An 18,304-nucleotide genomic window follows, 5' to 3' on the forward strand; every position below is an offset into this window, starting at 1 on the left:
CAAGCATGTGTCAAAGAATGTGAAAGCGGACTCTATTCTGACGGCGTGATGCGCCTTGTGTCGTTTTCAGAAGACGGCTGCACTGAACGTCAGAAGCCGACTGCACTATAGCAGCGGAGGGGTTGGATCCATCAGGCAACGACGGGCTGCTGCCGGCCATCAGCGGACGCAGGGAGGACTTTCCGCAACCGGCCGTTCGATGCGGCACCGATGGCCTTCGCGCAGGGGTAGTGAATCCGCCAGGATTGACTTGCGCTGCCCTACCTCTCACTAGTGAGGGGCGGCAGCGCATCAAGCGGTGAGCGCACTCCGGCACCGCCAACTTTCAGCACATGCGTGTAAATCATCGTCGTAGAGACGTCGGAATGGCCGAGCAGATCCTGCACGGTTCGAATGTCGTAACCGCTGCGGAGCAAGGCCGTCGCGAACGAGTGGCGGAGGGTGTGCGGTGTGGCGGGCTTCGTGATGCCTGCTTGTTCTACGGCACGTTTGAAGGCGCGCTGAAAGGTCTGGTCATACATGTGATGGCGACGCACGACACCGCTCCGTGGATCGGTCGAATGCGTGTGCTGCGCAAAAACCCAGAACCACGGCCAGGAATGCCCGGCGCGCGGATACTTCCGCTCAAGGGCGTCGGGAAGCGCAACGCCGCTGCGGCCCTCGGCCTGGTCCTTCAGCCACCATGCCCGTGCACGCGACAGCTGCTCGCGCAGGCTGGGTGCCAAGCTCTCGGGTAACATCAAGGCCCGATCCTTGGAGCCCTTGCCCTCCCGCACGATGATCGTGCCGTGATCGAAATCCAGATCCTTGACCCGCAGTTGCAAACCCTCACTGATCCGCATGCCCGTTCCATACAGAAGCTGGGCGAACAAACGATGCTCGCCTTCCAGAAAACCGAGGATGCGAACCACTTCATCCGGGGTCAGCACCACCGGCAAGCGCCGCGACGGCCGAGGTCTTCCGATCTCCTGAAGCCAGGGCAGATCCGTGCACAGCACCTTGCCGTAGAAGAACAGCAAGGCCGCCAATGCCTGACGATGCGTGGAGACCGAAACCTTGCGCTCGTTCGCCAGCCAGGACAGAAATGCCTCGACTTCGCTGCTGCCCAAGGTTGCCGGGTGACGCACACCGTGGAAACGGATGAAGGCACGAACCCAGTTGACATAAGCCTGTTCGGTTGGTAAGCTGTAATGCAAGTAGCGTATGCGCTCACGCAACTGGTCCAGAACCTTGACCGAACGCAGCGGTGGTAACGGCGCAGTGGCGGTTTTCATGGCTTGTTATGACTGTTTTTTTGTACAGTCTATGCCTCGGGCATCCAAGCAGCAAGCGCGTTACGCCGTGGGTCGATGTTTGATGTTATGGAGCAGCAACGATGTTACGCAGCAGCAACGATGTTACGCAGCAGGGCAGTCGCCCTAAAACAAAGTTAGGCATCACAAAGTACAGCATCGTGACCAACAGCACCGATTCCGTCACACTGCGCCTCATGACTGAGCATGACCTTGCGATGCTCTATGAGTGGCTAAATCGATCTCATATCGTCGAGTGGTGGGGCGGAGAAGAAGCACGCCCGACACTTGCTGACGTACAGGAACAGTACTTGCCAAGCGTTTTAGCGCAAGAGTCCGTCACTCCATACATTGCAATGCTGAATGGAGAGCCGATTGGGTATGCCCAGTCGTACGTTGCTCTTGGAAGCGGGGACGGATGGTGGGAAGAAGAAACCGATCCAGGAGTACGCGGAATAGACCAGTCACTGGCGAATGCATCACAACTGGGCAAAGGCTTGGGAACCAAGCTGGTTCGAGCTCTGGTTGAGTTGCTGTTCAATGATCCCGAGGTCACCAAGATCCAAACGGACCCGTCGCCGAGCAACTTGCGAGCGATCCGATGCTACGAGAAAGCGGGGTTTGAGAGGCAAGGTACCGTAACCACCCCAGATGGTCCAGCCGTGTACATGGTTCAAACACGCCAGGCATTCGAGCGAACACGCAGTGATGCCTAACCCTTCCATCGAGGGGGACGTCCAAGGGCTGGCGCCCTTGGCCGCCCCTCATGTCAAACGTTAGCCAGGAATGTGGAGTATTTATGTCTTATAAGAAAATGGTTGCCATTTTTGTCGATGTGATTGGATACAAAAACATCAACGACTTTTCAGTTAAGCATGAGCTTCATCGGCTTTTTCATGAGGAAGTAGCTATTCATGCGCATCGCCAAGCGGAAATACCTCACGTTATATATGACAGAAAAGTTTTCGGATTTTCAGATTGTGCATATTTCTTCTTCTACTATAAAGATGGCATTGAAGATGAAAGAAAAAACGATGTGAACCTTGCGTATATTGCCGCATACAATGTTTCTCTAACAATTCTTAGGTTGATGAGTAGAGGATTCCTTGCAAGAGGTGGTGTTGCATTTGGTGATGTCTTTATTGATGAGCTAGGTTTCTTCGGTCCTGCTGTAGAGCGGGCACATGAGATTGAATCTAAGGAAGCTTTTTTTCCAAGACTTCAGTTCGATCAGCATTTAGGTAGGAGTGTGTTTGAGTGGGATCATGATGTTTCAAATAAAGACCCTGATTTAATCTCAATGTACGATGAAGTTCCTTTTGTAACAGAGGTTGAAGACGGCGCATATTTTGTCAATCCTTTCAATGTATTGCAAAGGAGTGGGCAATTCGTTGCTGGAACTGATGTTCTTACCATTGAGGCTGTAAAGAGTACGTTAATAGGTAAGGCTGAAGCTGATTTAGAGATGTTTTCAACTGACCCTGGAATTGTCAAAAAACTTGTATGGTTAAAAAAATATGTTATGGAAAAGAATCAGCTTCTCAAGGAAGAAATTGAACCAGATTCATTTAGTTTTATGAGCATATACAATCACGACGGCTAACACTTTATTTCGCGGTAATTCCGTATTATTAAAAATGGCCTGTACTTCGGCAGTCGATAAAACAGTAGGCAAATGCCTTGGCTTGGATGCTGGCACAAAATCAAGCTCACCCAATGGCTTATTTAAAAATTGGTTATATAAAAAAGCGAGCGCATTAAGAGCAGTTTTTTGAGTGTTTATAGAGACGTTTTCCGCATTCGCTAAATGTGAAAGAAAAAGCCTAACTTCTTCACCAGCCATCTCTAGAGGATGACGCTTACCATGAAACAAAATAAACCGCTTAATCCAGTGAATGTAAGTTTTCTCGGTACGCAACGAATAGCCTTTTTGCCGCATATCTTGGCTGATGCTAAGTAAGAAAGGACTTTTTGCCATAGCTCCACCATTAACTGTAACTTTATACAGTATAATTTAGACTATTCTTACGATAATGCACGTTTTTACTTTAAACCATGCTCGAATTGTTTTTATAGGAAATAAAAAATCCATATAAAACAATTGGTTGGGGATGTTTGAGCGCAATTAACAGGCAGCCAAAACTGGCAAAATGAGCATGCTCGTTTTGCCAGATTTGAATTGATTGCGGCAATGGAAAAAGTATGGCAGAATCAGGCACTTAAATAATAAATAGAGTAGGGATGCCCAAAGACAAAATGAGCATGCCTATGAATAAAATGTTAACCTCTGAGGAAGAATTGTGAAACTATCACTAATGGTAGCTATATCGAAGAATGGAGTTATCGGGAATGGCCCTGATATTCCATGGAGTGCCAAAGGTGAACAGCTCCTGTTTAAAGCTATTACCTATAACCAATGGCTGTTGGTTGGACGCAAGACTTTTGAATCAATGGGAGCATTACCCAACCGAAAGTATGCGGTCGTAACACGTTCAAGTTTTACATCTGACAATGAGAACGTAGTGATCTTTCCATCAATTAAAGATGCTTTAACCAACCTAAAGAAAATAACGGATCATGTCATTGTTTCAGGTGGTGGGGAGATATACAAAAGCCTGATCGATCAAGTAGATACACTACATATATCTACAATAGACATCGAGCCGGAAGGTGATGTTTACTTTCCTGAAATCCCCAGCAATTTTAGGCCAGTTTTTACCCAAGACTTCGCCTCTAACATAAATTATAGTTACCAAATCTGGCAAAAGGGTTAACAAGTGGCAGCAACGGATTCGCAAACCTGTCACGCCTTTTGTACCAAAAGCCGCGCCAGGTTTGCGATCCGCTGTGCCAGGCGTTAGGGAGAAGTAGATGAAGAGAGTTATTGGTTTATTTTTTCTAATAGTTTCGAACTATGCTTTCGCTACCGAATGGAAAAATAGCTCAGATATTGAGAAACTTTTTATTGATGCAGAGGTGCGAGGAACCTTCGTTCTATACGACGTAGAAGAAGATACGATCATCGGATTCGACCGGCAGCGCGCGGAAACTCGGTTTATTCCTGCATCAACTTACAAGATCCCACACACACTTATAGGTCTCGCTGAGAACGCGGTTGAGAATGTAGACCAGGTTTTGCCATACGGCGGAGAAGAACAGCCCTTTTCCTCGTGGGAGAAAGACATGTCTCTTCGCGACGCCATACCAATTTCAAACGTGCCCGTTTACCAAGGACTTGCTCGGCGAATCACGCTTGACCGTATGGCTAAAAATCTTGCACTAATAGGGTATGGTAACAATCAGGTAGGCACCGTCGTAGACAAATTTTGGCTGGAAGGGCCATTGACCATTTCTGCGGTGGAGCAAACAGTCTTTCTAGCGGATTTAGCTCAGAACAAGCTGCCATACACCACCAAAATTCAGGACCAAGTGCGTGAGATAACACGTCTTGAAAATGGCGACAATTGGGCACTGCACGGTAAGACTGGTTGGACAGATACGCCTGATCCCGATATCGGATGGTGGGTCGGGTGGGTGGTAAAGCAAGGAAAAGTCTATAGCTTTGCTTTGAATATCGACATATTGAAAGACTCCGATGCTAAAAAGCGTGTGGAGTTGGGCCGAAAAAGTCTTACCACTTTAGGTATATTATGAGAGTTGTCCCTAACAAAAACAGTCAAGGCGACGCCAAAAAACGGCGCGCTTGCTGTTGGCGTTAGACGGCAAAGGCACAGACCGCGGGATCTCTTATGACCAACTACTTTGATAGCCCCTTCAAAGGCAAGCTGCTTTCTGAGCAAGTGAAGAACCCCAATATCAAAGTTGGGCGGTACAGCTATTACTCTGGCTACTATCACGGGCACTCATTTGATGAATGCGCGCGATACTTGCTTCCAGATCGTGATGACGTTGATAAGTTGATCATCGGTAGTTTCTGCTCTATCGGGAGTGGGGCTTCCTTTATCATGGCTGGCAATCAGGGGCATCGGTACGACTGGGCATCATCTTTCCCGTTCTTTTATATGCAGGAAGAACCTGCATTCTCAAGCGCACTCGATGCCTTCCAAAAAGCAGGTAATACTGTCATTGGCAATGACGTTTGGATCGGCTCTGAGGCAATGGTCATGCCCGGAATCAAGATCGGGCACGGTGCGGTGATAGGCAGCCGCTCGTTGGTGACAAAAGATGTGGAGCCTTACGCTATCGTTGGCGGCAATCCCGCTAAGAAGATTAAGAAACGCTTCACCGATGAGGAAATTTCATTGCTTCTGGAGATGGAGTGGTGGAATTGGTCACTGGAGAAGATCAAAGCGGCAATGCCCATGCTGTGCTCGTCTAATATTGTTGGCCTGCACAAGTATTGGCTCGAGTTTGCCGTCTAACAATTCAATCAAGCCGATGCCGCTTCGCGGCACGGCTTATTTCAGGCGTTAGACATCATGAGGGAAGCGGTGACCATCGAAATTTCGAACCAACTATCAGAGGTGCTAAGCGTCATTGAGCGCCATCTGGAATCAACGTTGCTGGCCGTGCATTTGTACGGCTCCGCAGTGGATGGCGGCCTGAAGCCATACAGCGATATTGATTTGTTGGTTACTGTGGCCGTAAAGCTTGATGAAACGACGCGGCGAGCATTGCTCAATGATCTTATGGAGGCTTCGGCTTTCCCTGGCGAGAGCGAGACGCTCCGCGCTATAGAAGTCACCCTTGTCGTGCATGACGACATCATCCCGTGGCGTTATCCGGCTAAGCGCGAGCTGCAATTTGGAGAATGGCAGCGCAATGACATTCTTGCGGGTATCTTCGAGCCAGCCATGATCGACATTGATCTAGCTATCCTGCTTACAAAAGCAAGAGAACATAGCGTTGCCTTGGTAGGTCCGGCAGCGGAGGAATTCTTTGACCCGGTTCCTGAACAGGATCTATTCGAGGCGCTGAGGGAAACCTTGAAGCTATGGAACTCGCAGCCCGACTGGGCCGGCGATGAGCGAAATGTAGTGCTTACGTTGTCCCGCATTTGGTACAGCGCAATAACCGGCAAAATCGCGCCGAAGGATGTCGCTGCCGACTGGGCAATAAAACGCCTACCTGCCCAGTATCAGCCCGTCTTACTTGAAGCTAAGCAAGCTTATCTGGGACAAAAAGAAGATCACTTGGCCTCACGCGCAGATAAGTTGGAAGAATTTATTCACTTCATGAAAAGCGAGATCACCAAGGTGCTCGGCAATGATGTCTAACAATGCGTTCAAGCCGATGCCGCTTCGCGGCACGACTTAACTTCGGCGTTAGATGCACTAAGCACATAATTGCTCACAGCCAAACTATCAGGTCAAGTCTGCTTTTATTATTTTTAAGCGTGCATAATAAGCCCTACACAAATTGGGAGATATATCATGAAAGGCTGGCTTTTTCTTGTTATCGCAATAGTTGGCGAAGTAATCGCAACATCCGCATTAAAATCTAGCGAGGGCTTTACTAAGCTTGCCCCTTCCGCCGTTGTCATAATCGGTTATGGCATCGCATTTTATTTTCTTTCTCTGGTTCTGAAATCCATCCCTGTCGGTGTTGCTTATGCAGTCTGGTCGGGACTCGGCGTCGTCATAATTACAGCCATTGCCTGGTTGCTTCATGGGCAAAAGCTTGATGCGTGGGGCTTTGTAGGTATGGGGCTCATAATTGCTGCCTTTTTGCTCGCCCGATCCCCATCGTGGAAGTCGCTGCGGAGGCCGACGCCATGGTGACGGTGTTCGGCATTCTGAATCTCACCGAGGACTCCTTCTTCGATGAGAGCCGGCGGCTAGACCCCGCCGGCGCTGTCACCGCGGCGATCGAAATGCTGCGAGTCGGATCAGACGTCGTGGATGTCGGACCGGCCGCCAGCCATCCGGACGCGAGGCCTGTATCGCCGGCCGATGAGATCAGACGTATTGCGCCGCTCTTAGACGCCCTGTCCGATCAGATGCACCGTGTTTCAATCGACAGCTTCCAACCGGAAACCCAGCGCTATGCGCTCAAGCGCGGCGTGGGCTACCTGAACGATATCCAAGGATTTCCTGACCCTGCGCTCTATCCCGATATTGCTGAGGCGGACTGCAGGCTGGTGGTTATGCACTCAGCGCAGCGGGATGGCATCGCCACCCGCACCGGTCACCTTCGACCCGAAGACGCGCTCGACGAGATTGTGCGGTTCTTCGAGGCGCGGGTTTCCGCCTTGCGACGGAGCGGGGTCGCTGCCGACCGGCTCATCCTCGATCCGGGGATGGGATTTTTCTTGAGCCCCGCACCGGAAACATCGCTGCACGTGCTGTCGAACCTTCAAAAGCTGAAGTCGGCGTTGGGGCTTCCGCTATTGGTCTCGGTGTCGCGGAAATCCTTCTTGGGCGCCACCGTTGGCCTTCCTGTAAAGGATCTGGGTCCAGCGAGCCTTGCGGCGGAACTTCACGCGATCGGCAATGGCGCTGACTACGTCCGCACCCACGCGCCTGGAGATCTGCGAAGCGCAATCACCTTCTCGGAAACCCTCGCGAAATTTCGCAGTCGCGACGCCAGAGACCGAGGGTTAGATCATGCCTAGCATTCACCTTCCGGCCGCCCGCTAGCGGACCCTGGTCAGGTTCCGCGAAGGTGGGCGCAGACATGCTGGGCTCGTCAGGATCAAACTGCACTATGAGGCGGCGGTTCATACCGCGCCAGGGGAGCGAATGGACAGCGAGGAGCCTCCGAACGTTCGGGTCGCCTGCTCGGGTGATATCGACGAGGTTGTGCGGCTGATGCACGACGCTGCGGCGTGGATGTCCGCCAAGGGAACGCCCGCCTGGGACGTCGCGCGGATCGACCGGACATTCGCGGAGACCTTCGTCCTGAGATCCGAGCTCCTAGTCGCGAGTTGCAGCGACGGCATCGTCGGCTGTTGCACCTTGTCGGCCGAGGATCCCGAGTTCTGGCCCGACGCCCTCAAGGGGGAGGCCGCATATCTGCACAAGCTCGCGGTGCGACGGACACATGCGGGCCGGGGTGTCAGCTCCGCGCTGATCGAGGCTTGCCGCCATGCCGCGCGAACGCAGGGGTGCGCCAAGCTGCGGCTCGACTGCCACCCGAACCTGCGTGGCCTATACGAGCGGCTCGGATTCACCCACGTCGACACTTTCAATCCCGGCTGGGATCCAACCTTCATCGCAGAACGCCTAGAACTCGAAATCTAACGTCCGTTCGGGCATCGAGGTCCATGTCGGGGTGGGACGGGCCCGTGGCTTCAAGATCACTTGCAGTCCGACCGCGATGTCTTGGTTGCGCGAGAGGTTGTCGATATCCTCCACTTCCATCATCAACCCTGGATAATGCCGCCGCCGTCATCGCCGCCGACGCCCGTGCCGGGCTTTTCGGGCCTGTCAGGCTTGCTCGGCCTTCAGCCTGCCTGGGCGAGATCTCCGGCGGACGGATTAACGGCGGAGCTTCGCCGCCTTTCGTGCGTGTGAAGGCCGAAGATAGTTCTCTCAAAAACATCCGTTTATGAGAGATACCAAATGTCATTTTCAGAAGACGACTGCACCAGTTGATTGGGCGTAATGGCTGTTGTGCAGCCAGCTCCTGACAGTTCAATATCAGAAGTGATCTGCACCAATCTCGACTATGCTCAATACTCGTGTGCACCAAAGCGAGGTGAGCATGGCGACGGAGGCTCTGTTGCAAAGATTGGCGGCAGTCAGAGGTAGGCTGTCGCTCTGCGCCGATCAGGCGGCTGCTGCGAAATGGTGGTTGAGCATGCCCATGGCCTCCGTCAGCGCCGAGGGCCCAATGCCAAAAGCTCTCTCCACAAGGCGCACCTCGCCCCTGATGCCGGGCTGCAGGCACCAGGGGCGAGCCTGTCCTTTGCGCAGGGCTCGCATGACTTCGAATCCCTTGATCGTGGCATAGGCCGTGGGGATCGATTTGAAACCGCGCACCGGCTTGATCAGTATCTTGAGCTTTCCGTGATCGGCCTCGATCACGTTATTGAGATACTTCACCTGCCGGTGGGCCGTCTCCCGGTCCAGCTTTCCTTCGCGCTTCAATTCGGTGATCGCTGCACCATAGCTCGGCGCTTTGTCGGTATTGAGCGTGGCAGGCTTTTCCCAGTGCTTCAGGCCTCGCAGGGCCTTGCCCAGGAACCGCTTCGCTGCCTTGGCGCTGCGGGTCGGCGACAGGTAGAAATCGATCGTGTCGCCCCGCTTGTCGACTGCCCGGTACAGGTAGGTCCACTTGCCCCGCACCTTGACGTAGGTTTCATCCAGGCGCCAGCTCGGATCAAAGCCACGCCGCCAGAACCAGCGCAGCCGCTTCTCCATCTCCGGGGCGTAGCACTGGACCCAGCGATAGATCGTCGTATGGTCGACCGAAATGCCGCGTTCCGCCAGCATTTCCTCAAGGTCGCGATAGCTGATCGGATAGCGACAATACCAGCGCACCGCCCACAGGATCACATCACCCTGGAAATGGCGCCACTTGAAATCCGTCATCGTTCCGTCCGTCCAATCTCCGCCAAGCATGCTCAAGCTTCACGATTTTTGCAACAGAGCCCACACGAGTATTGAGCATAGTCGAGATTGGTGCAGATCACTTCTGATATTGAACTGTCAGGAGCTGGCTGCACAACAGCCATTACGCCCAATCAACTGGTGCAGTCGTCTTCTGAAAATGACACCTTGCCTGACATCCAGTTAGGGTATAGCTCAGGCTGACATCCAAGCAGGACGCCCTACTCAGGGTTGACTCGCAGTAATTACCCTCTTCCTGTAGACTGTCGCGGCCATTGAGTTACCAAAGACACTCGATAAGACCTCATGCTTACCCTGCAAAACATGATCTGGCTGCCTACGCCGCCATAGCGCTTCGCCCCCCGCATCATCTGTGACTGCTTGCTCTGCCAGCGGTCGCGCTCTGCTGTGCTTTCGGTTTCAACACCCGCCACAGCCCCCCTACATCCGACAATTTGACCTCATATCGACCAGTTGCACATGGCCTGCGCCATGCTGCGCTGCGTGATCCATTGCCTTGGGAATTCTGATGCTCCACTCGTTAAAACAAACCTGGTTATCCAACATCCGTGGCGACATCCTCGCCGGTATTGTGGTCGCACTGGCCCTCATCCCTGAAGCCATCGCTTTCTCGATCATTGCCGGGGTTGACCCCAAGGTCGGCCTGTACGCCTCTTTCTGTATCGCCGTGGTGATCGCCTTTGTCGGTGGCCGACCCGGAATGATCTCGGCCGCAACCGGGGCCATGGCACTGCTGATGGTGACCCTGGTCAAGAATCATGGTCTCGAATACCTGCTGGCCGCCACGCTGCTATGTGGTGTTTTACAGATCGCTGCTGGGTACCTGAAGCTCGGCTCACTGATGCGCTTCGTCTCGCGCTCGGTGGTGACCGGCTTCGTCAATGCCCTGGCGATCCTGATCTTCATGGCTCAGCTACCCGAGTTAACCAACGTCACCTGGCACGTCTACGCCATGACAGCCGCAGGCCTCGGCATCATCTATCTGTTCCCCTACGTCCCCAAGATCGGCAAGCTCATCCCATCGCCGCTGGTGTGCATCATCGTGCTGACCGCCGTCGCCATGTCGGTTGGGCTAGATATCCGCACGGTCGGCGATATGGGCCAACTGCCCGATACGCTGCCAATCTTCCTCTGGCCTGACGTGCCGCTGACGTTCGAGACGTTGGCCATCATCTTCCCTTACTCGGCAGCACTGGCCGTGGTCGGTCTGCTGGAGTCGATGATGACCGCGACCATTGTTGACGACCTGACCGACACCCCCAGCGACAAGAACCGCGAGTGCAAGGGCCAGGGCGTGGCCAACATTGCTTCGGGTCTGCTCGGCGGTATGGCCGGCTGCGCGATGATTGGTCAGTCGATCATCAACGTGAAATCCGGTGGTCGTTCGCGCCTGTCGTCCCTTGCCGCAGGCGTATTCCTGCTGCTGATGGTGGTGTTCCTCGGCGACTGGTTGAAGCAGATCCCGATGGCGGCGCTGGTGGCAGTGATGATCATGGTGTCCATCGGCACCTTCAGTTGGGATTCGCTGCGCAACCTGAAGAAGCATCCGCTGTCGACCAACATTGTCATGGTCGTCACCGTGGTGGTCGTGGTCGCCACCCATAACCTGGCCTTCGGCGTGCTGGCCGGCGTGCTGCTGGCCGCGATGTTCTTCGCCAACAAGGTTGGCCATTACATGGCGATCAGCTCTTCGCTGGACGAAGCCGGCGAGCATCGTAGCTATAACGTCACCGGCCAGGTGTTCTTCAGCTCAGCAGACAAGTTCGTCGCGGCCTTCGACTTCAAAGAAGCCCTGAACAAGGTAACCATCGACCTGAATCGCGCCCACTTCTGGGATATCACCGCCGTTGCCGCTTTGGACAAAGTGGTCATCAAGTTCCGCCGCGAAGGCACCGAAGTCGAAGTGCTGGGCCTCAACGAAGCAAGCGCCACTATCGTGGATCGCTTCGGCGTTCACGATAAACCCGACGCCATTGATCAACTCATGGGCCACTGAGAAGGAGAACAACAATGAACCACATAATCGCCTGTATCGACGGTTCCGCCTCGGCCCCAGCCGTGTGCGACTATGCGGCCTGGGCCAGTCTGAGCCTGGAAGCCCCGTTGACCTTCCTGCATGTGCTGGATCAGCGCCAGTACCCGGTTGCACCGGATCTGAGTGGCAATATCGGCCTTGGCAGCCGCGAGCACCTACTCGATGAGCTTGCTTCCCTGGATGAACAGCGCGGCAAGTTGGCCCTGGAGCAGGGGCGGATCATGTTAGCGGCCGCGAAAGAGCGGGCCATGAAGGATGGTGTGGCCGCACCGGAGTCCAAGCAACGTCATGGCGATCTGCTGGAGAGCCTGCAAGAGCTGGAAAGCGAAACGCGCCTACTGGTCATCGGTCGCCAGGGCGAGTCTAGTGGAGGCCTGAGTCAGCATGTCGGAAGCCAGCTGGAAAGCGTGATTCGTGTCATGCACCGGCCGATCCTGGTCACCCCGACCAGCTTTCAGAAGCCCCAGAGCGCAATGCTGGCCTTCGATGGCAGTGCTACTACCCGCAAGGGTGTGGAGATGCTGGCAGCCAGCCCCCTGCTGAAGGGACTACCGATCCACCTGGTCATGGTCGGGCCCGTGAACGACGAGTCGTCGGCGCAGCTGGACTGGGCGCAAAAAGTGCTGCTCAACGCCGGGTTCACTGTTCGTGCCGAGACCCTGAGCGGTGAGATAGAGCCTACCCTGCACGCCTATCAGAAAGAGCATGGCATTGATCTGCTGGTGATGGGGGCCTATGGCCATTCCCGTATCCGGCAGTTCCTGGTCGGAAGCACCACGACCAGCATGCTCCGCACCACCACCAGTCCGCTGTTACTGCTGCGCTAATGGCCATGGACGACGCCCTCGATCTTGCCCATTTCAAGACCCTGCTGGAACAGCGGGCTGCCGAGCTGGATCGATTGCTGGAAGACGCTGAGTCTCGCTCGCAATCGGTAGAGCTGGATCAAGGCAAGGTAGGGCGTTTGTCGAGGATGGATGCACTCCAGCAGCAAGCAATGAACGATGCCATCCGCAGTCGGGCGCAGCATGAACGCGTCCGCCTCCAGCTGGCCCTCAAGCGTTGGCACGAGGGTGAGTATGGCTGGTGTAACCAATGCGGCGAGTTGATCGCCTCAGGCCGCTTGGAATTCGATCCGGCCACGCCACTGTGCATCACCTGTGCCAGCCGCGTCGAGTCGGGTTGAAACCACCGCGCGGCGCGCTGCATCTCCCAATTAACGAGGTCTCTGATGTATTCGATGGCTAAACACTGGCTGGGCCGAACACGGAAAGCAAGTGCTTGGATGTGGGTGCTGTTGTGCCTTGCCCTGCTCGCCGTATTCCAAGTCCGCACCCATCACCTTGATGATCGTTTGTACTTCTGGATCAAGACCCACTGGCACACCGATGATTGGCAGGAGCGCTCTGTGTGGCTGCCTGACTATCGGGTTGAGCTGGATGCTAAGCCGGTTCCAGGTGTGGACAACAATCTTTCGGGCCTGACCTTCGACCCTGACCTAAACCTGCTGTGGGCGGTCACCAACGGCCCAAACGAACTATTGGCCCTCAGTCGTGACGGTGATGTGGAAAGACGTTACAGCCTGGATGGCTTCCACGATGTGGAGGCGGTGTCCTATGCCGGCAACGGCCAGCTGGTAATCGCCGAAGAGCGCCGGCAGAGCCTGGTTGTCGTGGATGTCCCCATCGCTGAAGACGGTAAACTTTCTCCTGATCGACCATTGAGCCGAGACCAGTATCCAGCTCTGACCCTGGCGCTTGGCAAGGAGGACAACAAAGGCCTTGAAGGGCTCGCCTACGACCTGAAAGGCGACCGCCTGTTTGTGACCAAGGAGCGTGACCCCCGCCAATTGCTGGAAGTGGGCGGCCTTCGTGCCAGCCTGGCAGGAGGTTTTTCCCTGCACGTCCGCGACCTGTCCAGCTTGGTAAAGGACAAGGTGTTTGCGACTGACTTATCTTCGGTCGTCTTCGACCAACAGAGTGGCCATCTGATTCTGCTCAGTGACGAGTCGAAACTGCTGATTGAAATGACCGACGAGGGCAAAGTGGTGAGTTTCCGCTCCCTGGCGAGAGGGTTTGCTGGTTTGCTGAAGGGCATACCCCAGGCCGAAGGCGTAACCATCGACGATGAAGGGTATTTGTACGTGGTCAGCGAGCCGAACCTGTTCTATCGCTTTAGCCGCGAGACAGATTAACCGGTCAACAAGCTACAGTCGGGCGTGGTCGGGACGCTTGCACTGTTAGCGTACGATTTTTTCCGAATTCTGCGGGCTCCCCTTCCACGGGGTGTTCGCACCCAACAGTCGGCACCGGGCGTTGGTCACGCCGGCAAAACGGGGCAGGGGCAACAAGGTCAGGGTGGCTGATGAACCGGCAACACCAGCACAACGGCGAGCGTCGATGACATGGGCGCAACGGCTCAAGCGTGTTTTCAATATCGACATCGAGACCTGCAGCGGCTGCGGCGGCGCCATGAAAGTCATCGCCTGCATTGAAGACCCTATAGTGATCAAGCAGATCCTTGATCACCTGAAGCACAAAGCCGAAACCAGCGGGACCAGGGCGTTACCCGAAAGCCGGGCGCCACCGGCTGAGCTGCTCCTGGGTCTGTTTGACTGACGAGCCTGAAGGCCAACGATACCAATCAAAATGCTGCGTTCACAGCGCCGCGGCAGGGATCCGCCGTGCTGGTTGTCGGAAAAGGAGCCGCTAGTGGGAAAGAGGAGGGTAAATTTTCAGCGTTGCTGGCTCCCCGTCAGCCGGATTGGGTTGCATCGCAGGGGTGTCGAAAGAGTCAACTGCGGTCCAAAGCTGTTGGACTTGGGTGAAAAGGGCGTTTATTCTTCCTATACGTTGTCGGCAGCGGGCCAAAAAGGAATACGTCCATGCCCATCGAGGTGAAACCGGCTGTGAGCGCGGGTTCAAGCATATAGCCCGACAGGCGCGTATCCTTGCCGATCACGACACGATGGCGGTGGTCACCGCGACGAAAGACACGGCCAGCCGCCATGCCGACGCGCAAGGCGGTTTCCGCCGTCATCGCGCCTTCGTTGGCTTTGCCACGAATACCGTCTGTGCCGAAATATTTGCGCACCATAAGGTCGATTATCCTGTCGTCGGGTCGCCCTCAAAGGGGACATGCCTGCTGAACCGCGAATATAGAGAAATATCCCGAATGTGCAGTTAACGAATTCTTGCGGTTTCTTTCAGCGCCGCCAATACCGCCAGCCCGTCGCGCAAGGGGCGCGGCTCGTGTGTGCGGATGAAGTCAGCTCCACCTGCGGCGGCGGCAAGCTCTGCAGCGAGTGTCGCGGCCCCGACATCCCCCGGACCACGGCCTGTGAGCGCGCGCAGAAAGGATTTGCGCGAAACAGACAGAAGCACCGGCAAATCGAAGCGCAGCCGCAATTCATCGAACCGCGCCAGCACCGAGAGCGAGGTTTCGGGAGCAGCCCCCAGAAAAAACCCCATGCCGGGATCAAGGACAAGGCGGTTGCGTTTGATACCGGCACCCGTCAGCGCCGCGATGCGCGCGTCAAAGAACGCCGCAATGTGATCCATGATGTCGCCAGCGGGTGCCTCGCGCCGATCTGCCTGCCCGTCTTGCACCGAATGCATAACGACGAGTTTGGCAGATGATTTCGCCAATTGCGGATAGAACGCAGCGTCTGGAAAACCGCGAATATCATTGAGATAGGCCACACCACGCGACAAGGCATAGGCTTGCGTCGCGGGTTGATAACTGTCGAGCGAGACGGGAATGCCATCTGCCTTGAGCGCGTCCAGCACCGGCGCGATACGCGCGATTTCTGTGTCGGACGAAACAGGCGCGGCGTCGGGATTGCTGGATGCCGGACCGAGGTCGATCACATCTGCCCCCTCGGCCATCAGCTTACGCGCCTGCGCAATGGCTGCGTCTGGCGCCAGATACCGGCCTCCATCGGAGAAACTGTCCGAGGTTATGTTGACGATGCCGAAAATGATGAGCGATTTATTCATGGGGGCTTCTATAATAATAATAATCGAGCATGAGTCTCATACGGATGCTCGGGTCGAAAGGGAATCCCCAGGCGAGTAACCTGTTTGCGGTGATCCATTAGCTGCAGGAGCAGAATAGCATACATCTGGAAGCAAAGCCAGGAAAGCGGCCTATGGAGCTGTGCGGCAGCGCTCAGTAGGCAATTTTTCAAAATATTGTTAAGCCTTTTCTGAGCATGGTATTTTTCATGGTATTACCAATTAGCAGGAAAATAAGCCATTGAATATAAAAGATAAAAATGTCTTGTTTACAATAGAGTGGGAGTAGGGTTTGGCTTAGTTTTTAGCTTTATTTAAATAGCAAAAACACCCAACTTGGTTGGGTGTTTTTTTTGGTTAATTTTTCTAACTAAAAAATCTAATCTACAGAAAATGTAATAGTAAACGGCCTATAGAGTTGACCAAGTCGCGACTATAGGTTGCTAACCACTTATTCGCTTCTTTATCAAAATGAGAGTCGCTAAACGAATTACGAGAGTTTGCGATAGCGCTTGTTAGTGTAGAAATGCTTGTAACCATTAGAACGGGATAATTGCCTTTATTCGATAATTTAGAGTTTATATCGTCACGAACGATTTTTGATAAAGGTATTAAGTCTGTCACGTTTATGCTTGTTGGTACGTGTTTACGAATATAAGATTTATAAAGTCCTTCTAAACATGTATATGATAATGTCATCGCATAATCATAATTTGAAATATCAATTGCATTATCAATTTTTGACAGCATTGAGTTAAGCTTGTCAGAGCTCCATTGCTGATTGGGTATTTTTGCTTTTGGGACTGGTTGAGCATTACCAAATAGATATGCTCTTAAATCCTGAGCCTCATTTGGGAAATGTGGCTCTACAATATCTATAAATGCACGAAAAACTTCAAAGCGAACAGGTTCTTCTAGTTCTTTTAATATATCCCAGTAGAAGTCCTTTCTACTTGTACTTTTATTCAAGCGCTTACGTTCTTCAATATATAGTGAGTAATCGGGCAATCCGCGATCAAAGTTTTGTACTACTTTAATAAACTCAGAGCCACTATGGTAGGCTGGAGTTTCAGCTTTATTCAATATGTTAAATAAATGACTGTAAGCGGATATCCATTGCATTTAGACTATCTCTTTATTCTTATATGTATATGTGATTATGAGTTTATCACAAGTAAATATAGTACTTGAAAATAAAAAAATAGTAGTGATCCAACAGTGTAGAACACTACTATCGCCTTCTGAACAGTTCTAGATAACGTTAACTTTAATCCTTCACATTCACCACATAACGCCCAACGGTCTGATTCGCCATAAAGCGCTCTAAATACTCAGGCGTCTGCTCAAGGGTAATGTATCCCGATCAAATACATCCTGCTATAAATCTCAAACTTAATGAACGTTGCGAGGAACCTTAGGTTTGCCTAGAGCACATTCCAGCGCATCCCTATCCCACTCACCAAGATTGGCAGCAGCCTTATAAGTTGATTGTAAAAACGCCATAAGCGTGGCGTCTGGATTGTCGCTCGTTCTCACCGCATCATAAGGAAGCAAAAACTCTCCAAGGTCTTTATCAAACCTTGCCTCCATTGGTTCTACTTTTTGATCAGCAAAACCGTCTAGCCCTGGATAGGTGTAGGAGTAGAACATCGGCTCATCCACACCGCCACCACCTGGCCAAAATCCTGCAGAGGATACCTCATGGCTATAAGCCTCTTGCGCCACTTTATCTGGCAAGTTCGGAATACCTGCTGGGTGCAGAGGTGCAAGACGACCTGAAAACCGTGTGACAGCCAGATCGAACGATCCCCAGAACAGATGCGATGGTGACACCTTACCGATAAATCCAGAGCGAAACTGAGTAAACACTCGATCAATCTTGAGTAGAGCGGTGTGGAAGTTGGCAACGGCATTAGAGTCATAAGGTCGAGTTTTAGTATCTTTGACAAAAGGCGTCGCATCTTCCAGCTCGTTTGGCTGTCCATGAATACTAAAAGTCCCGCCTACCGCTTCGACGATCATTTTAGTTTGAGCATAGAAGTCGGCAACGCTCATGTCTTTGAGAGCAAACTCTTCTGAGCGTCCATCGTCAGATATCGCACGTAATGTATGATCACAAAAGTCGAGTGTCAGAGTGATATAGCGATCACCATCTGGAACGGTTCCTGTCGATAAACCTTGCGGCGTGACATACAATGTCGTATGCCATGCATGATTAATCCACGGGGTATGCGATAATCGGTATTTACCAACGATCTGGCAGCATAGGTGCAATAGCGTACAGGTCTCTTTCCAATCTTGATAAGGAATATCAGGCCAACTAGCAACTGTCTGTTTCATAAAATGCTCCATCGTTTAATATAGGGCGTAACACTAAGCTTAATGTATAGCGTAAAATGATCCTTAACTCGCTTCATCCTAATGGAG

General features: G+C 53.0%; 21 protein-coding genes and 1 pseudogene. 15 read left to right on the top strand and 7 right to left on the bottom strand.

Going from position 1 to position 18,304, the window contains the following annotated elements; translation table 11 throughout:
• Positions 1–260: 260 nt before the first annotated feature.
• A complete protein-coding gene (intI1, locus tag JMX03_RS00240; protein WP_002075255.1) occupies positions 261–1,274 on the bottom strand; it encodes a class 1 integron integrase IntI1 in 1,014 nt (337 codons plus the stop codon).
• 179 nt (positions 1,275–1,453) lie between these two features.
• Between intI1 and aac(6')-Ib the strand changes: the two genes are divergently transcribed.
• The gene (aac(6')-Ib, locus tag JMX03_RS00245) at positions 1,454–2,008 is read left to right on the top strand and encodes an AAC(6')-Ib family aminoglycoside 6'-N-acetyltransferase (RefSeq protein WP_012695458.1); all 555 of its coding nucleotides are present in this window, start codon (positions 1,454–1,456) and stop codon (positions 2,006–2,008) included.
• Positions 2,009–2,091: 83 nt separating this feature from the next.
• Positions 2,092–2,895 (top strand): hypothetical protein, encoded by an 804-nt coding sequence (locus JMX03_RS00250; RefSeq protein WP_201593790.1) that lies wholly within the window; start codon positions 2,092–2,094, stop codon positions 2,893–2,895.
• Here JMX03_RS00250 and JMX03_RS00255 read toward each other — a convergent pair.
• Positions 2,857–3,270 carry a phage integrase N-terminal SAM-like domain-containing protein gene (locus JMX03_RS00255; protein WP_201593791.1) on the bottom strand — a complete coding sequence of 138 codons (414 nt, stop codon included), beginning with the start codon at positions 3,268–3,270 and terminating at the stop codon, positions 2,857–2,859. The genes JMX03_RS00250 and JMX03_RS00255 overlap by 39 nt on opposite strands.
• A gap of 322 nt (positions 3,271–3,592) precedes the next feature.
• On the opposite strand from JMX03_RS00255, the gene dfrA1 reads away from it, so the two are divergent.
• From dfrA1 to JMX03_RS00290, 7 genes are all read left to right on the top strand, one after another.
• Positions 3,593–4,066, top strand: a complete 474-nt coding sequence (dfrA1, locus tag JMX03_RS00260) for a trimethoprim-resistant dihydrofolate reductase DfrA1 (RefSeq protein WP_000777555.1) — start codon at positions 3,593–3,595, stop codon at positions 4,064–4,066.
• 97 nt (positions 4,067–4,163) lie between these two features.
• Positions 4,164–4,946 carry a class D beta-lactamase gene (gene blaOXA, locus JMX03_RS00265; RefSeq protein ID WP_201593792.1) on the top strand — a complete coding sequence of 261 codons (783 nt, stop codon included), beginning with the start codon at positions 4,164–4,166 and terminating at the stop codon, positions 4,944–4,946.
• A gap of 95 nt (positions 4,947–5,041) precedes the next feature.
• Positions 5,042–5,674: a type B chloramphenicol O-acetyltransferase gene (gene catB / locus JMX03_RS00270; RefSeq protein WP_201593793.1), complete on the top strand. Its 633-nt coding sequence runs from the start codon at positions 5,042–5,044 to the stop codon at positions 5,672–5,674.
• 57 nt (positions 5,675–5,731) lie between these two features.
• The gene (locus JMX03_RS00275; protein ID WP_201593794.1) at positions 5,732–6,529 is read left to right on the top strand and encodes an AadA family aminoglycoside 3''-O-nucleotidyltransferase; all 798 of its coding nucleotides are present in this window, start codon (positions 5,732–5,734) and stop codon (positions 6,527–6,529) included.
• A 156-nt stretch (positions 6,530–6,685) separates the two neighbouring features.
• Positions 6,686–7,033 (top strand): quaternary ammonium compound efflux SMR transporter QacE delta 1, encoded by a 348-nt coding sequence (locus tag JMX03_RS00280; RefSeq protein WP_000679427.1) that lies wholly within the window; start codon positions 6,686–6,688, stop codon positions 7,031–7,033.
• Entirely contained in the window at positions 7,027–7,866 is an 840-nt protein-coding gene (gene sul1, locus JMX03_RS00285) for a sulfonamide-resistant dihydropteroate synthase Sul1 (RefSeq protein WP_000259031.1), read from the top strand. Before JMX03_RS00280 ends, sul1 begins: the two co-directional genes overlap by 7 nt.
• Before the next feature lie 127 nt (positions 7,867–7,993).
• Positions 7,994–8,494: a GNAT family N-acetyltransferase gene (locus tag JMX03_RS00290; RefSeq protein WP_000376623.1), complete on the top strand. Its 501-nt coding sequence runs from the start codon at positions 7,994–7,996 to the stop codon at positions 8,492–8,494.
• A 528-nt stretch (positions 8,495–9,022) separates the two neighbouring features.
• Here JMX03_RS00290 and JMX03_RS00295 read toward each other — a convergent pair.
• A complete protein-coding gene (locus tag JMX03_RS00295; RefSeq protein ID WP_001389365.1) occupies positions 9,023–9,787 on the bottom strand; it encodes an IS6-like element IS6100 family transposase in 765 nt (254 codons plus the stop codon).
• A 90-nt stretch (positions 9,788–9,877) separates the two neighbouring features.
• Between JMX03_RS00295 and JMX03_RS15280 the strand changes: the two genes are divergently transcribed.
• The 6 genes and pseudogenes from JMX03_RS15280 to JMX03_RS00325 all read left to right on the top strand — a co-directional run.
• Positions 9,878–10,009 (top strand): NTP-binding protein, encoded by a 132-nt coding sequence (locus JMX03_RS15280; RefSeq protein ID WP_201593795.1) that lies wholly within the window; start codon positions 9,878–9,880, stop codon positions 10,007–10,009.
• 325 nt (positions 10,010–10,334) lie between these two features.
• Positions 10,335–11,822, top strand: coding sequence for a SulP family inorganic anion transporter (locus JMX03_RS00305; RefSeq protein ID WP_119673428.1), 1,488 nt, complete (start codon positions 10,335–10,337; stop codon positions 11,820–11,822).
• A gap of 14 nt (positions 11,823–11,836) precedes the next feature.
• The gene (locus JMX03_RS00310) at positions 11,837–12,688 is read left to right on the top strand and encodes a universal stress protein (protein ID WP_119673427.1); all 852 of its coding nucleotides are present in this window, start codon (positions 11,837–11,839) and stop codon (positions 12,686–12,688) included.
• Positions 12,689–12,693: 5 nt separating this feature from the next.
• Entirely contained in the window at positions 12,694–13,047 is a 354-nt protein-coding gene (locus tag JMX03_RS00315; RefSeq protein WP_199699786.1) for a TraR/DksA family transcriptional regulator, read from the top strand.
• A gap of 45 nt (positions 13,048–13,092) precedes the next feature.
• Complete coding sequence (locus JMX03_RS00320) at positions 13,093–14,055, top strand: SdiA-regulated domain-containing protein (protein ID WP_119673425.1); 963 nt, start codon at positions 13,093–13,095, stop codon at positions 14,053–14,055.
• A gap of 82 nt (positions 14,056–14,137) precedes the next feature.
• Positions 14,138–14,479: pseudogene (locus tag JMX03_RS00325) on the top strand (IS91 family transposase); the annotation flags it as partial.
• Between the two features lie 175 nt (positions 14,480–14,654).
• Here JMX03_RS00325 and JMX03_RS00330 read toward each other — a convergent pair.
• The 4 genes from JMX03_RS00330 to JMX03_RS00345 form a co-directional block, all read right to left on the bottom strand.
• The gene (locus JMX03_RS00330) at positions 14,655–14,957 is read right to left on the bottom strand and encodes a phosphoglucosamine mutase (protein ID WP_000251875.1); all 303 of its coding nucleotides are present in this window, start codon (positions 14,955–14,957) and stop codon (positions 14,655–14,657) included.
• A gap of 86 nt (positions 14,958–15,043) precedes the next feature.
• Positions 15,044–15,859, bottom strand: a complete 816-nt coding sequence (gene sul2, locus JMX03_RS00335; protein ID WP_001043260.1) for a sulfonamide-resistant dihydropteroate synthase Sul2 — start codon at positions 15,857–15,859, stop codon at positions 15,044–15,046.
• Positions 15,860–16,261: 402 nt separating this feature from the next.
• Positions 16,262–16,999, bottom strand: a complete 738-nt coding sequence (locus tag JMX03_RS00340) for a hypothetical protein (protein WP_201593796.1) — start codon at positions 16,997–16,999, stop codon at positions 16,262–16,264.
• Between the two features lie 270 nt (positions 17,000–17,269).
• Complete coding sequence (locus tag JMX03_RS00345) at positions 17,270–18,217, bottom strand: DUF5996 family protein (RefSeq protein ID WP_201593797.1); 948 nt, start codon at positions 18,215–18,217, stop codon at positions 17,270–17,272.
• Positions 18,218–18,304 lie beyond the last annotated feature (87 nt).

It is taken from the genome of Psychrobacter fulvigenes (genome assembly GCF_904846155.1).
Taxonomy (GTDB): domain Bacteria; phylum Pseudomonadota; class Gammaproteobacteria; order Pseudomonadales; family Moraxellaceae; genus Psychrobacter; species Psychrobacter fulvigenes.